The organism is Paraburkholderia lacunae (assembly GCF_003353175.1).
GTDB lineage: Bacteria > Pseudomonadota > Gammaproteobacteria > Burkholderiales > Burkholderiaceae > Paraburkholderia > Paraburkholderia lacunae.
The window spans coordinates 1-13,855 of sequence record NZ_QHKS01000012.1; the positions used below are offsets into that span (position 1 = coordinate 1).

At 62.0% G+C, this 13,855-nt stretch carries 14 protein-coding genes and 2 pseudogenes; 14 read left to right on the plus strand and 2 right to left on the minus strand.

The window, feature by feature from the left end; all coding sequences use genetic code 11:
- The 10 genes and pseudogenes from DLM46_RS19110 to DLM46_RS19155 all read left to right on the plus strand — a co-directional run.
- Positions 1–319 (plus strand): annotated as a pseudogene (locus DLM46_RS19110) (N-methylproline demethylase); the annotation flags it as partial.
- Positions 320–321: 2 nt separating this feature from the next.
- Entirely contained in the window at positions 322–2,247 is a 1,926-nt protein-coding gene (locus DLM46_RS19115) for a (Fe-S)-binding protein (RefSeq protein WP_115102605.1), read from the plus strand.
- 8 nt (positions 2,248–2,255) lie between these two features.
- Positions 2,256–3,425 (plus strand): electron transfer flavoprotein subunit alpha/FixB family protein, encoded by a 1,170-nt coding sequence (locus DLM46_RS19120; protein ID WP_115102606.1) that lies wholly within the window; start codon positions 2,256–2,258, stop codon positions 3,423–3,425.
- Positions 3,422–4,207, plus strand: a complete 786-nt coding sequence (locus DLM46_RS19125; protein ID WP_115102607.1) for an electron transfer flavoprotein subunit beta/FixA family protein — start codon at positions 3,422–3,424, stop codon at positions 4,205–4,207. Before DLM46_RS19120 ends, DLM46_RS19125 begins: the two co-directional genes overlap by 4 nt.
- A 48-nt stretch (positions 4,208–4,255) precedes the next feature.
- On the plus strand, positions 4,256–5,497 hold the full coding sequence (locus tag DLM46_RS19130) for an aromatic ring-hydroxylating oxygenase subunit alpha (protein ID WP_115102608.1): 1,242 nt from the start codon (positions 4,256–4,258) through the stop codon (positions 5,495–5,497).
- A gap of 28 nt (positions 5,498–5,525) precedes the next feature.
- Positions 5,526–6,671 carry an FAD-binding oxidoreductase gene (locus DLM46_RS19135; RefSeq protein WP_115103141.1) on the plus strand — a complete coding sequence of 382 codons (1,146 nt, stop codon included), beginning with the start codon at positions 5,526–5,528 and terminating at the stop codon, positions 6,669–6,671.
- Between the two features lie 114 nt (positions 6,672–6,785).
- Positions 6,786–7,649 (plus strand): glycine betaine ABC transporter substrate-binding protein, encoded by an 864-nt coding sequence (locus tag DLM46_RS19140; RefSeq protein WP_115102609.1) that lies wholly within the window; start codon positions 6,786–6,788, stop codon positions 7,647–7,649.
- A 205-nt stretch (positions 7,650–7,854) separates the two neighbouring features.
- Positions 7,855–9,141: pseudogene (locus DLM46_RS19145) on the plus strand (quaternary amine ABC transporter ATP-binding protein); the annotation flags it as partial.
- Positions 9,134–10,030 carry a choline ABC transporter permease subunit gene (gene choW / locus DLM46_RS19150; RefSeq protein ID WP_115102611.1) on the plus strand — a complete coding sequence of 299 codons (897 nt, stop codon included), beginning with the start codon at positions 9,134–9,136 and terminating at the stop codon, positions 10,028–10,030. The pseudogene DLM46_RS19145 and the gene choW, both read left to right, overlap by 8 nt.
- 109 nt (positions 10,031–10,139) lie before the next feature.
- A complete protein-coding gene (locus DLM46_RS19155) occupies positions 10,140–11,129 on the plus strand; it encodes a GlxA family transcriptional regulator (RefSeq protein ID WP_115102612.1) in 990 nt (329 codons plus the stop codon).
- A gap of 170 nt (positions 11,130–11,299) precedes the next feature.
- Here the strand turns inward: DLM46_RS19155 and DLM46_RS39090 are convergent, their stop codons facing one another.
- Together DLM46_RS39090 and DLM46_RS19160 are read right to left on the minus strand one after the other, a co-directional pair.
- Positions 11,300–11,626, minus strand: a complete 327-nt coding sequence (locus DLM46_RS39090; RefSeq protein ID WP_133300357.1) for an NHL repeat-containing protein — start codon at positions 11,624–11,626, stop codon at positions 11,300–11,302.
- Positions 11,627–11,712: 86 nt separating this feature from the next.
- The gene (locus DLM46_RS19160) at positions 11,713–12,093 is read right to left on the minus strand and encodes a carboxymuconolactone decarboxylase family protein (protein ID WP_115102613.1); all 381 of its coding nucleotides are present in this window, start codon (positions 12,091–12,093) and stop codon (positions 11,713–11,715) included.
- A gap of 104 nt (positions 12,094–12,197) precedes the next feature.
- Here DLM46_RS19160 and DLM46_RS19165 point away from each other — a divergent pair, with 104 nt between their 5' ends.
- Genes DLM46_RS19165 through DLM46_RS19175 form a run of 4 tightly spaced genes read left to right on the plus strand, consistent with a single transcriptional unit; the run spans position 12,198 to position 13,852 of the window.
- Positions 12,198–13,106 carry a LysR family transcriptional regulator gene (locus DLM46_RS19165; RefSeq protein ID WP_115102614.1) on the plus strand — a complete coding sequence of 303 codons (909 nt, stop codon included), beginning with the start codon at positions 12,198–12,200 and terminating at the stop codon, positions 13,104–13,106.
- A gap of 14 nt (positions 13,107–13,120) precedes the next feature.
- A complete protein-coding gene (locus DLM46_RS41280; protein ID WP_425274007.1) occupies positions 13,121–13,513 on the plus strand; it encodes a hypothetical protein in 393 nt (130 codons plus the stop codon).
- A complete protein-coding gene (locus DLM46_RS41285) occupies positions 13,453–13,575 on the plus strand; it encodes a 2Fe-2S iron-sulfur cluster-binding protein (RefSeq protein ID WP_208866301.1) in 123 nt (40 codons plus the stop codon). Before DLM46_RS41280 ends, DLM46_RS41285 begins: the two co-directional genes overlap by 61 nt.
- Positions 13,523–13,852: a hypothetical protein gene (locus tag DLM46_RS19175; RefSeq protein ID WP_208866302.1), complete on the plus strand. Its 330-nt coding sequence runs from the start codon at positions 13,523–13,525 to the stop codon at positions 13,850–13,852. Before DLM46_RS41285 ends, DLM46_RS19175 begins: the two co-directional genes overlap by 53 nt.
- Positions 13,853–13,855 lie beyond the last annotated feature (3 nt).

Genomic DNA, 13,855 nt, shown 5'->3' on the forward strand with positions numbered 1-13,855 from the left:
GGTGTATGAGGAAGACGGCAAGAAGATCGCCGTGATTCGCAACGAGTACACGGAGGAGCAGGAAGAACGCGCGGTCGATCAGGTGGTGATCGAGAACGGCAGCACGCCGAACGACCAGCTCTATTGGGCGCTCAAGGCCGAGTCGGTGAATCGCGGGCAGGTCGACGTGCACAAACTCTTCGCGTCCGAGCCGCAACCGTCGTTGAGCGAGGAACTCGGCAACGGCCGTTTCCTGCTGTTCCGCGTCGGCGACTGTATTTCCATGCACAACATTCACGGCGCGATTTACGACGCGCTGCGCCTTTGCAAGGATTTCTGACGATGAAGCCGGCCTTTCTGATTACCGCATTGCTGTGGCTGTCAGTGGCGGGGCTCGCATTCGCGGTCGCGAAGCGCTCTTCGTACTGGCGACTCGGCCGGGCTACCGCGCCCGGCGCGTTCGGCGTCGCGAACCTGTTCGCGATTCCGAAGCGCTACTTCGTCGATCTGCACCACGTCGTCGCGCGCGATCCGTACATCGCGAAGACGCACGTGGCGACGGCAGGCGGCGCGATCGCGGCGCTCGCACTGGTGTTCGTCAACTACGGTCTCGCCATCTACTCACCGTGGCTCGACAGGCTGATCTTCGTCGCGGCACTCGCAATGCTGGTCGGCGCAGTGTTCGTGTGGCGCCGCCGCGCAGCGAAAAACGTGCCGGCGCGGCTCTCGCGCGGCCCATGGAATACCTTGCCGTGGCTGCTCGGTTCGTTCGCGCTCGGCCTCATGCTGTACACGATCATGCCGGCCAGCGCGATGTCCGCGGCGTTTGCGGTGCTTTGCGCGGCGCTGATTGGCGTTGGGGCGTTCGCGATGACGTTTGGCGCGGCGAAGGGCGGACCGATGAAGCATGCGATTGCCGGCCTGCTACACCTCGCGTTCCACCCCCGCCAGGAGCGTTTCGCGGCGACCCCCGAATCGTTCACCGGCAATGGCGCGGCAACGCCGCCGACCGCGCTGAAGCTGCCCGACATCGAGCACCAGGAATACGGCGTCGCGAAGCCGGTCGAGTTCCGCTGGAACCAGTTGCTGAGCTTCGATGCATGTGTGCAGTGCGGGAAGTGCGAAGCCGCATGTCCCGCGTTCGCGTCGGGTCAGCCGCTGAATCCGAAGAAACTGATTCAGGATCTGGTCGTCGGGATGGCAGGCGGTACGGATGCGGCCTACGCGGGCAGCGCGACGCCGGGCATCGCAGTCGGCCAGCATCGCGGCGAGCCGAACGGCCCAATCGTGTCCGGCCTGATCGAAGCGCAGACGCTCTGGTCGTGCACGACCTGCCGTGCGTGCGTGCAGGAATGTCCGATGCTGATCGAACATGTCGACGCGATCGTCGACATGCGCCGCAACCAGACGCTCGTGCATGGCACGGTGCCGGGCAAGGGCCCGGAAGTGCTCGCGAACCTGCGCGAGACCGGCACGATGGGCGGCTACGACGCGGCCGCGCGCTACGACTGGTCGGTCGACTTGAGCGCGCCGGTCGCCCAGCCGGGCAAGCCGGTCGACGTGTTGTTCGTCGCGGGCGAAGGCGCGTTCGACATGCGCTATCAGCGCACGCTGCGCGCGTTCGTCAAGGTGCTGAACAAGGCCGGCGTCGACTATGCGGTGCTCGGCGGCAGCGAAACGGATACGGGCGACGTCGCGCGCCGGCTCGGCGATGAAGCGACGTTCCAGCAGCTCGCGAAGCGGCTGATCGGCACACTCTCCACGCTGTCGTACCAGCAGATCGTCACGGCCGATCCGCACGTGATGCATAGCCTGCGCAACGAATATCGCGCGCTTGGCCTGCGGGTGACGGTCAAGCATCACACGACCTATCTCGCCGAACTCGCCGCGAGCGGCAAGATCGCGCCGAAGGCCGTCGACGCGCTGCGAGAGAAGCGGACGACCTATCACGACCCGTGCTATCTCGGCCGCTACAACGGCGAGACGGAGGCCCCGCGCAAGCTGCTGAAGACGATCGGCATCCAGGTCGTCGAGATGGAACGCAACGGCATGCGCGGCCGCTGCTGCGGCGGCGGAGGCGGCGCGCCGCTGACCGACATCCCCGGCAAGCAGCGCATTCCGGACATCCGCATCGCCGACGCGCGCGCGGTCAGTGCGGACGTGGTCGCGGTCGCCTGCCCGAACTGCACGGCGATGCTCGAAGGCGTCGTGGGTCCACGCCCCGACGTGCTCGACGTGGCTGAACTCGTTGCCGCCTCGCTGGAGTGAGTGAATCGATGAACACGATCAAACGAATCGATCCGCGCCGGCCGTTCGTCATCACGGCGGTGGGCCTGAGGCGCATCACGCTAGGCGAGACCGGCAGCGCGGATACGAGCGCCGCGCACTGGCCCGCGCACGGCCACGCAGCCGCGGCCGTGAAGCCGCGCCGCGCGCTGAACGCCCCGAAACATGTATTGCTCGTCGCCGCGCATAGCGAACGCGGCGCGCTGGACGACCATGCGCGTCAGGCGGTCGCCGCTGCCGCGCTGCTCGCCGACGCGCAAACCGCAGTCGCGCTACTCGTGTTCGGCGAGCTGAAGGACGACGCGGCTGAACTCGGCGTCGACAAGGTGATCGAGCTGACCGGCTTCGACCGCCGCGCGTTCGCGCCCGAAAGCGAATTGCAGGCGTTGCAGGCGTGCGTAGCAGCGCTCGCACCGAAACACCTGTTCCTGCCCGACAACGCGACCAGCGACGGCGATCTCGGCCGCCGCTACGCGGCCGCGGCCGGCGCGAGCATCGCGACGAACGTCGTCGAGATCGATGCGCTGCACGTCGGCGCGTATGCGCACGCGAAGCGGGCGTTCGCGACGCGTGCGCTCCCCGACGTAATCCTGCTCGCGCAGAATGCGGTGGACGCAAAGCTGCCGTTCGTCGGCGCGGGCGAGCGTATGGCTGGTGACTTCATCCGCCCGGCCGGCGACGCCGTGCGGCCAACGCGCGACCTCGGCCTCGAGGAAATCGACTCTGCGCAGGTCGCGCTGGAAGAAGCCGATTTCATCGTGTCCGCCGGCAACGGCGTGACTGACATCGACGCGTTCGAGCGACTGGCCGGCGCGTTCGGCGCGGCGATCGGCGCGAGCCGCGTCGCGGTCGACAACGGCCACTTCGCGCGCGACAAGCAGGTCGGCGCAACCGGCAAGACGGTCGAGGCGAGCGTCTACATCGCGTTCGGCATTTCCGGCGCGGTGCAGCACCTGCAGGGCATCAAGGACTGCCGTCACGTGATCGCGGTGAACCTCGACGGTAGTGCGCCGATCGCGAAGCGCGCGAACTTGACGGTGGTCGGCGAAGCACAGGCGACGATCGCGGCGCTGATCGAACAGGTGCAGGCCGCACGCGCGACGCACGGACAAATGTCAGCCCTGGCCAGCGCACCCAAACTGGCAGGAGTCGCAGCATGAACGTCCCCCGACTGATGAAACGCATCGCCGTGCTGGTGTCCGTCGGCCGGCACCCCGTTAGTGGCGCGCCGCGCTACAGCCGCAACGACGCAGCCGCGCTGGAGATCGGCCGCACGCTGGCGGAACATCATCACTCGCAGCTCGATGTGATCCACGCCGGCAACCCGATCACGCCGGCGCTTGCCGAATACCTGGCGCTCGGCGCGCGCGAGGTCGAGGTGCTGACCTGCCGCGACGGTGACGATGTCGCGCGCGCGCTCGCTGCGCGCCTGGAGGGCTATGACCTCGTGCTGACCGGCACGCGCGCCGAGGGCGCGTACGACACCGGGATGCTGCCCTATAACGTCGCGGCTGCGCTCGGCTATCCGCTGATCGGCTCCGCCGTCGACGTGACGATCGACGCGGACCGCGCGGCGGTCCGGCAATTCTTGCCGAAAGGGTTGCGCAGGCGCGTTGATGCGGCGCTACCGGTCGTCGTCGCCGTGCATCCGCTCGCGAATGCACAGCCGCGCTATGCGTATGCGCGGCTCAAGGTGGGCGCAGTTCGTCCGGTTCGCATCGCGCCCGAGGTGGACACTGACGCGGCCGCATGGACGGTCGGCGCGATCGAGCGCAAGCCGGTCAGGCTGGCTGCCGCTGAGAAGCGCTCCGGGCATGCCCGGATGCTGTCGGCGACGACGACCGAAAGCCGTGGTGGAAACATCGTAATCGAAGGGAGTTCGGTCGAAAAAGCGCAGGTGATCCTCGCGTATTTGCGCGAGCATCAGCTCGTCGACTATTGACATTACCGACCTGCAAGAAATAGGAGTGAATAGAATGCGGAGCAAACAATGAACGTATCGGCAGAGATTCGCGCGCTCGTGGAGCGACGTAAAGCAGGCTACAGCCTCGAGGCGCCGTTCTACACGAGTGACGAGATCTTCGCGCTCGACACGGAAGCGATTTTCCGCCAGCACTGGATCCAGGTGGCGATCGAGCCGGATGTGCCCGAGCCGGGCGACTACGTGACGGTGGAACTGGGGCACGACTCGATCCTGATCGTACGCGACGACGACATGCAGATCCGTGCGTTTCACAACGTCTGCCGCCATCGTGGCGCGCGTCTGTGCAACGAGGAGAAGGGCTCGGTCGGCAACATCGTCTGCCCGTATCACAGCTGGACCTACAACCTGACCGGCCAGTTGCTGTTCGCCGAGCACATGGGCGAGCAGTTCGACCGTTGCAAGCACAGCCTGAAGTCGGCGCACGTCGAGAACCTCGCGGGGCTGATCTTCATCTGCCTCGCCGACGAGCCGCCGGTCGATTTCGCGCAACTGCGCGCGGCGATGGAGCCGTATCTGCTGCCGCATGACCTGCCGAACACGAAGATAGCCGCGCAGATCGACATCATCGAAAAAGGTAACTGGAAGCTGACGATGGAGAACAATCGCGAATGCTATCACTGCGTCGCGAACCATCCGGAGCTGACGATCTCGCTATACGAATACGGCTTCGGCTATCAGCGTTCACCCGCCAACGCTGAGGGCATGGAAGCGTTTGAGCAAACCTGCATCGCGCGAGCGAAGGAGTGGGAGGAGATGAACCTGCCGTCCGCCGAGATCGAGAAGCTGCTCGACGTGACGGGCTTCCGTACTCAGCGGCTGCCGCTCGATCGCAGCGGCGAATCGCAGACGCTCGACGCAAAGGTCGCTTCGAAGAAGCTGCTCGGCGAATTCTCCCAGGCCGATCTCGGCGGCCTGTCGTTCTGGACGCAGCCGAACTCGTGGCACCACTTCATGAGCGATCACATCGTGACGTTCTCGGTGATCCCGCTGTCGGCCGGCGAGACGCTCGTGCGCACCAAATGGCTCGTGCACAAGGATGCTCAAGAAGGCGTCGACTACGACGTGGAGAACCTGACCGCGGTGTGGAACGCAACCAATGATCAGGACCGCACGCTCGTCGAATTCTCACAGCGGGGCGCGACTAGCAGCGCGTACGAGCCGGGTCCGTACTCGCCGTATACCGAAGGCCTCGTCGAAAAGTTCTCGGCCTGGTACATCGGCCGGCTAGCCGAGAAGATCGGCGCATAGCATGAAGCGACAAGCGGAGTCAGACATGATGCTGCGAGAGCCGGCCAATATCGAGCGGACTGACAGCCGGGTAACGCGGCCGGCGTTCTGGAACGCGCTCCCGGAGCGCTGGACGAGTGACGTCGAGGAGACGCTGGTGTGCTGCCAGGTGCGCCAGGAGACGCACGACGTGAAGAGCTTCTTCTTCCATTCGCCGCAGGGCCGCACGTTCTCATTCGAGCCCGGGCAGTTCATCACGCTAGAACTCGACATCGACGGTGAGACGGTCAACCGGTGCTACACGATCTCGTCGTCGCCCGCGAGGCCGCACACGATTTCGATCACGACCAAGCGCGTGCCGGGCGGCAAAGTGTCGAACTGGCTGCACGATAATCTGCAGCCGGGCGCGTCGATCCGCGTGCTCGGCCCAGCCGGCGAATTCACGTGCGCGCGGCATCCGGCGCGTAAGTACCTGTTCCTGTCCGCGGGCTCGGGCATTACGCCGCTGATGTCGATGAGCCGCGCGCATCACGATCTCGCCGAGGATCGCGACATCGTATTCGTGCACAGCGCACGTACGCCGGACGACATCATTTTTGCGCGCGAACTCGACCTGATCGCGTCGAATCACACGAATTTCCGCACGTCGTTCGTCGTCGAGCGCGTTGGCGCGCGCACTAACTGGCCGGGCGTCACGGGTTTTCTGACGCTGCCGCTACTGAAGCTGATCGCACCGGATTTCATGGAGCGCGAGATCTTCACGTGTGGCCCGGCGCCGTACATGAAGGCCGTGCGCGACCTGCTCGACGAAGCCGGTTTTGACCGCGAACAGTATCACGAGGAAAGCTTCTCGTTCGAGACGCTCGCGCAGGCCGTGAGCGACGAATCGCTGGCCGACCTCGTGCCCGTCGTGGACGGCGACACCGCGACAAAGCGATTCACCGTTAGCTTCGTAAAGAGCAACCGCGAGATCGCCTGCGGGTCGGAACAGCACGTGCTCGACGCGGCGCGCCAATCCGGCGTACGGCTGCCGGCGTCGTGCACGCAGGGCATGTGTGGCACCTGCAAGGTGAAGCTCGTGTCGGGGCGGGTCGAGATGAGGCACAACGGCGGAATCCGCCAGCGCGAGATCGATCAGGGCATGGTGTTGCTGTGCTGTAGCAAGCCGCTCACCGATCTCGTCGTCGACAAATAGCCGCTGGCGTCGCGGCAGGACAAACGTGCGTCGGAATATAACGATACCGTCGAATTACGGCGGAGGAACCTAGAGAGGCAACGGGGCAACCGCCCAATTCAAAGGAGATCTACGTTGAAGCTTTTCGGAAAACTGTTGTGGGCCGGCACGCTGTCGGCGATGGTGGCGTTGAGCACGTCGGCATTCGCCGATGGCAAGTCCACACTGAAAATCGGCTACGTTGAAGGCTGGGACGATAGCGTCGCGACGTCGAACGTCGCCGCGCGCATCATCGAGAAGAAACTCGGCTACCAGGTGCAGCTCGTGCCGGTCGCAGCGGGCATTATGTGGCAGGGCGTCGCGCGCGGCGACCTCGATGCGACGCTTTCCGCGTGGTTGCCGGCCACGCACGCTGCGTACTACGACCAGTTCAAGTCGAAGGTCGAAGACGTGGGCGTGAATTTCCCGGACGCGAAAATCGGTCTGATCGTGCCGGCGGATTTGCCCGAGAACAGCATTCCGGATCTAGCCGGACATAAGGCGGACTTCGACGGTCGCATCGTGGGTATCGATGCGGGCGCCGGCGTGATGAAGAAAACTGACGAAGCGATCAAGGCGTACAACCTCGACTATAAGCTGATGCCTAGTTCGGGCAGTGCGATGACTTCGGAGCTGGCCCGCGAAGTGCACGCCAAGAAGCCGATTATCGTGACTGGTTGGGCGCCACACTGGATGTTCGCGAAGTGGAAGCTGAAGTTCCTCGAGGATCCGAAGAAGGTCTACGGCGGCGCGGAACATGTGGATAACATCATCAACCCGGGTCTCGACCAGAAGGCGCCCCCCGTCGTTGCATTCCTGAAGAAATTCCAGTGGAAGCCGGGCGAAATCGACAGCGTGATGCTGGCGATTCAGAATGGCTCGAAGCCGGATGCCGCCGCCGACGCATGGATCGCAGCTCATGGTGACCGTGTCAATGACTGGGTCCAAGGCGCGCAGTAGCAGTATCGCGTTATGACGAAAGCCGTGTCTGTCGAAAGGAGTACCGGACAGCGCATTGATCCGGGCATTCATAGCCGTTGAACCGGCTAAAGAGGCCCAATTGGCGCCAGTCGATTGGGTCTCGTGCTTTGGCGTAGCGAGGATGCTGGGGACCGCGAATCCGACCTGCTCCGCAGGACGCTCGTCTGGCCGCCGTCGGATGCTGTGTCGCAATAGCGCAAGCGTTGGTCGCAATTCATCGAAAGGTCGTGATTTTTTTGGCAAATAGGTAGGCAGTGAATTGCGACGCTTGATTTTTCAGCTAGATGAGGAGAAGGTCTCGATGCATGCCCCCAAAGTTGTAGTCGAAGGTCTATGCAAAGTATTTGGAAGTAACCCGCAGCAGGCACTCGACATGCTCGCCGCCGGGGCGACGAAGGACGAAGTGCTCAAGCGCACCGGCCAGATCGTTGGCGTGCACAACGTCTCGTTCGATGTACGGGAAGGTGAGATTTTTGTGCTGATGGGTCTGTCCGGCTCCGGTAAATCCACGCTGATCCGTCTCGTGAACCGGCTGGTCGATCCGAGCGCCGGCAAGGTGCTGATCGACGGCCGCGACGTCGCTGCCGCCCGCCGCTCGGAACTCACCGCGCTGCGTCGCAAGGACATGAGCATGGTGTTTCAGTCATTCGCGCTGATGCCGCATCGCACTGTGCTGTCGAACGCTTCATTCGGCCTTGAGGTCGCGGGTGTCAGCAGGAAGGAGCGGGAACGACGCGCGATGGAGGTGCTCGAGCAGGTCGGCCTCGCACCGTTCGCGTACAAGCTGCCGTCCGAGCTGTCGGGCGGTATGCAGCAACGCGTTGGCCTTGCTCGCGCGTTGGCCGTGAACCCGTCGCTGATGATCATGGACGAGGCGTTCTCCGCGCTCGATCCGCTCAAGCGCAAGGAAATGCAGGACGTTCTGTTGCAACTGCAGAAGGAGCATCGCCGCACGATCATGTTCGTGTCGCACGATCTCGAGGAAGCGCTGCGCATCGGCAACCGGATCGCAATCATGGAAGGCGGGCGCCTCGTGCAGGTCGGCACGCCGCAGGACATCATTGCGAACCCGGCCGACGATTACGTTCGCGCGTTCTTCGACGGCATCGACACAAGCCGCTATCTGACGGCGGGCGACCTGATGCAGACAGGCGCCGTACCGATTGTGTCCGAAATCGACGCCGCGAACGTTGCGGCGACGCTCAACGGCAGCGCCGGATACGCGTTCGTGCTCGACGGGCAACGCAAGATCCGCGGCTTCGTCACGCGCGACGCGATAGGTAACGCCGCGCCCTCCATGCGGCCGATCGAAAGCATCCGGCGCGACGCATCGCTCGACCATGTCGTCGCGCGCGTGGTCGCGAGTCCGTATGCGCTGCCCGTCGTCGACGACCACGGCTGCTACTGCGGCTCGGTCGATCGTGCGCACATCCTGAAGGCTATTACGCGTTCGCGAGGCTCCCATGTCTGAAATGATTCCACTCGGTATCTGGGTTGACCAGTCCGTTCATTACCTGCTCGATCACGATGCAGCTACGTTTGACGCGTTCGGGCGAGCAATCGAGAGTCTTGCCGCGTTCGTCGAGCACAGCCTGCAGGCCGTGCCGATGTGGCTGATGATGGCGTTGTTCGTCGGCATCGGGCTGTGGCGCGTCGGCTGGCGTTTTGCGCTGTTTACGACCGCGTCGCTGCTGCTGATCTTCGCGACGGGCTTCTGGGACCAGACCGTCATCACGCTCGGTCTCACGCTGTCGTCGACGATCATCAGCCTCGTGTTCGGTATCCCGCTCGGCATCTGGTCCGCGAAGAGCAAGTGGGTTGCCGCGATCGTGCGCCCAATCCTCGACCTGATGCAGACGATGCCGGCATTCGTGTACCTGATTCCGGCGGCAATGCTGTTCGGTCTCGGCCGCGTGCCGGGCATCCTGTCGACGGTGATCTTCGCGATGCCGCCTGCGGTGCGCCTGACGAGTCTCGGCATCCGTCACGTAAATCGCGAGGTTGTCGAGGCGGGGCAAGCGTTCGGCTGCACGCCGTGGCAACTGTTGTACAAGGTGCAGTTCCCGAGCGCGCTGCCGTCGATCATGCAGGGCGTAAATCAGACGATCATGATGGCGTTGTCGATGGTAATCATCGCGTCGATGGTCGGTGCGGGCGGCCTCGGCAACGACGTGCTCGCGAGTATCCAGCGCCTCGACATCGGTCTTGGCTTCGAAAGCGGCCTGTCGGTCGTGCTGCTCGCGATCATCCTCGACCGCATCACCGAAAGCTTCGGCCGCGCGCCGGGCATCGTGAAAGCGCCGCTGTTCTCGGGACTCAAGGGATTGTTTCGCGTCAAGCCTACAACTGCCGGGACCTGATTGACTGATGGCTGGCCCGGTTCCGCCATGGCAGCGGTCGGCCGAGTACCGGCTTGCCTTGCGCCGCGGAGCCGGTGCGGCGATACCCGCTCTTCAGGAGATTGCTGTGATGTCCGTTGCCGCTGAACCTGTCGCCTGCGCATCCACGGCCGCGTCTCTCGCACATTTTGGTTTTTTGGCGTTGCCGAATTTCTCCATGATCGCATTTGCGAATGCGGTGGAAGTGCTGCGCATGGCGAACTACGTCGGGCGCGCCGACCACTACCGGTGGACGATCTATTCACTCGATGGCGCACCTGTGCACGCGAGTAACCGGATTTCGGTGCGGCCGACCCAAACGCTTGGTTCCGAGCAGACGCCAGATGTGATGCTTGTTTGCGGCGGGACCCGCATTCGCGAAGTGGTTGACAAAATGCCGCGCGCGAAACTTGCAACTCTGGCAGAACGTGGACTCCCACTCGGAGGTGTCTGTACCGGTGCGTATGCGCTGATGACGAATGGACTACTCGACGGCTACCGCTGCACCGTGCACTGGGAGGACCTGGCGGCGCTGCGCGATGAGTTCCCGCGAGTTCATTTTTCCGACGAGTTGTTTGTTGTCGATCGCGATCGCCTCACGTGCACGGGTGGTACCGCTCCGCTTGACCTGATGCTGAATCTGGTCGGCGCGCGATTCGGCCAGCAACTTGCGACGCAGGTGTCAGAGCAGTTCATTCACGAGCGGATTCGCAGCGCGACCGATCTGCAGCCGATTCCGGTCGACACCCGGATCAGCTTCTCACGCGAGGAGTTGATCGAGGTCGTGCGACTCATGGAAGCGAACATCAAGGAACCGCTCCCGCTCAAGGAGTTCACGCGGCTCGTCGGACTGTCACAGCGGCAACTGCAGCGTATGTTCAAAGCGTACCTGAACGTGTCATCCACCCATCATTATCTGACGCTGCGCCTGAAGCATGCGCGCGACCTACTGCGCACAACCGATGCCCCGATCGCGCACGTGACGGCGAGCAGTGGCTTCAATTCCCCCTGTCGTTTCAGCAAAGCCTACCGCGCGCAGTTCGGGCTTGCACCCAGTGACGAACGAAAATCGAAGCGATGATGTTGCCGCACGACCCGACGCGCACCGCGGCGGCTGTGCACGTCATGCGTTAACGCGTGCGATTCAATGGTGTCAGCCTGGTCATCCGGCGCACCTTGCCAATCATCGTCATCGGGATCATCCCCAAACACCCTGCCTGAAATACTGGCAGGATAGGTTGATTACCCGGCTCAATTTTCAGTCGGCGCAATCCCTACAAGTGGCTCAATTATCGGCCGGCGTAAACATACGAAAACTGTCTTGTTGCCGTTCGGCGTGAAATGCCACACCAAATCCTCGTTGCAGGAAGCGACATAGACATCACCCTTAGACGAGAAAGCCAAACCGGAAGAGCCGTTGAGCCCACTGGCGAAAATTGTGCATTCACCTTTGGACGTAAAACGCAACAGATTGCCCGCAGACCAGTTCGCCACGTAGAGATTGCCATCTGGGTCATACGCCATGGCAACCGGCGAGCTGAGTCCTTCGTAGGCTGCAGTCGCATCCATATTCCACATGCCCCCCGATCGTTGCTGGGCTAATACAGGGTGATTCAACGAAGCTATCATTACGAGCACCAGGAATAGGGAGTGGAAAACGTGCTTTACTCAGCCGGCTCCCGGGAGAAGATTTCTTTGGCCGCAAACAGTCCGTTGAGCGCAGCGGGGAAGCCGGCATAAACAGCCATTTGCATGATGACTTCCACAATTTCTTGCCGGGAGCAGCCGACGTTACGAGCGCCGTGAATATGCACCTTCAGTTGCGGCGACGCGTTGCCCATGGCAGTGAGGGCCGCCACCACGGCGAGCTCTCGAATCTTAAGGTCAAGCCCCGGACGCGAATAGATATCACCAAACGGAAATTCAATGATCAGCTGCGCAAATTCGGGGGCAATATCTTTCAAGCTTTCGATGACTTTTTCGCCAGCTTGACCATCGACTTCCTTCAACTTCGCCCAGCCTCGGACATAGCGTTCGTTATTCATAAGATCACCATTCATAAAATCACTCCCGTGTTTGTTTCAGTGCGTCTACTGTATGTTTCACCACACGGTTTCATCCAATACCTTTTCTGTGATACCTTTTCGGTATGAATGAGTCAATCGATCTGCGCCAGTTCCGGTACTTCCTCGCCGTCAGCGAGGAGCTCAATTTTGGGCGGGCAGCGGCGCGTCTCTTCATTTCCCAACCGCCATTGAGCAGGCAGATCCACCAGTTGGAAGACCAACTTGGCGTTGAGTTGTTCGTGCGGACTAAGGCAGGCGTGACGCTGACGAAAGCGGGGGCGGCATTTCTGCCGGAAGCCAGGCGTACAGTGGCTCAGGCAGAGAAAGCTATTGCGGTCGCAAAGGCCGCGCGAGGTGTCGAGTGCAGTCAATTTACCGTGGGCTACACGACGGTATTCGATCGAAGTGCCATTCCTGATGTGTTCGCGCCGCTGCAGAAGTGCTTTCCAGATTTGCGGGTCGTCACCAAGGGCAAGCACTCGATCAGCCTCGTCCGGGATATCAAAAATGGAACGATGGATGTCGCCTTCATTGGCTTGCACACCGAGGCCAAAGGTCTCAAGGTCGAGACGCTGCTTGAGGAGCCTGTCATGGTCGCGTTGCCCGCCAGTCATACTCTGGCTCGTAAACGCCGGGTTGGGTTTGATGATCTCCGCAAGGAGCCAATATTCAGGTTTGAGCGTCGGCTGAATCCGGGCTTTTACGACCACTGCCAGGCATTCTTCGAACAGATCGACTTCAAGCCCCGCACGATTCCGGAGCCGGACGATCACCACATCCTGCTCGGTCTCATCGCAGAGGGGCAAGGCATCGCGTTCATCTCACCATCGCTTCAGAACGTCAAGCGCCAAGGCGTTGTCTTCCGACCGCTCAAGGAAGAAGGTAAGCGGCTGACCAGCGGCATCGCCGTCGCTTATTCGGAAAGTAACCAATCAGCGATCCTGGCCCAGTTCCTTGTGCTTGTAATGAATTTATCAACTTTCCGGGAGTGAAACGGCGCGGCGTCATGCGAACCTTGATCAGGACATTTCTGTATCGACGCGCGGCCCTCTACGAGACTGCCCGGCAAGTAATCCGCATCGATGGAAAGGCCGCACGCGCAAAGTTCAAGGCGGTGAACCATCGCGACCGCAACTTCACCAGCGCCAAGCTCGAACGACGCACGCGCGACATCGAGTCAAGTATCGCTCGCTATCTCGCGGCGATGGACACAGCGGATCGTCAGGAGCCTGCAATCGCGAAGGCCAGGACAAGATCGATTCCGATGGTGACAATAGGCATGGACTTCCCCTCTCGCTGGATCACAAGGTGGCCTTCAGTTTTGCCGATGGAAAGACCGTGTTCTTCGATGTCGGCGCAAACGAGATCTTGCTTGACGCTGCGCTGCGAAATGGCGTGAAGATCCCATTTGACTGCCGCGAAGGCGGGGGTGAACAACGTCGGCGATCTGTGCGAGTCTGAACGGTTGAAAGGGTATATCGATCGTATCGAGGGATTCTCATACGTTCCGGTGGTCGTGAATTCGTCGCCCGGTTGGAGCGGGAAAACGGGGTACATTCCGGATCATTTCGACACGAAGGCACTAGCCGCGCAACCTTTCGACATGTACGTATGCGGTCCGCCCCCGATGGTTGAAGCGATCAGGAAGTGGTTGACGATCTCAGGCCTTCAAGATTTTCAGCTGCATTTCGAAAAGTTTGCGAGCACCGGAGGTCGCGAGGTGGGGTTATTTAATTGATTT

Bases quoted from the DNA above. Each gene is read 5' to 3' on its own strand.
- DLM46_RS19120 (WP_115102606.1), top strand. From the start codon at position 2,256: ATGAACACGATCAAACGAATCGATCCGCGCCGGCCGTTCGTCATCACG.
- DLM46_RS19130 (WP_115102608.1), top strand. From the start codon at position 4,256: ATGAACGTATCGGCAGAGATTCGCGCGCTCGTGGAGCGACGTAAAGCA.
- choW (WP_115102611.1), top strand. From the start codon at position 9,134: ATGTCTGAAATGATTCCACTCGGTATCTGGGTTGACCAGTCCGTTCAT.
- DLM46_RS19135 (WP_115103141.1), top strand. From the start codon at position 5,526: ATGCTGCGAGAGCCGGCCAATATCGAGCGGACTGACAGCCGGGTAACG.
- DLM46_RS19125 (WP_115102607.1), top strand. From the start codon at position 3,422: ATGAACGTCCCCCGACTGATGAAACGCATCGCCGTGCTGGTGTCCGTC.
- DLM46_RS39090 (WP_133300357.1), bottom strand. From the start codon at position 11,626: ATGTGGAATATGGATGCGACTGCAGCCTACGAAGGACTCAGCTCGCCG.
- DLM46_RS19160 (WP_115102613.1), bottom strand. From the start codon at position 12,093: ATGAATAACGAACGCTATGTCCGAGGCTGGGCGAAGTTGAAGGAAGTC.
- DLM46_RS41280 (WP_425274007.1), top strand. From the start codon at position 13,121: ATGCGAACCTTGATCAGGACATTTCTGTATCGACGCGCGGCCCTCTAC.
- DLM46_RS19115 (WP_115102605.1), top strand. From the start codon at position 322: ATGAAGCCGGCCTTTCTGATTACCGCATTGCTGTGGCTGTCAGTGGCG.
- DLM46_RS19165 (WP_115102614.1), top strand. From the start codon at position 12,198: ATGAATGAGTCAATCGATCTGCGCCAGTTCCGGTACTTCCTCGCCGTC.
- DLM46_RS19155 (WP_115102612.1), top strand. From the start codon at position 10,140: ATGTCCGTTGCCGCTGAACCTGTCGCCTGCGCATCCACGGCCGCGTCT.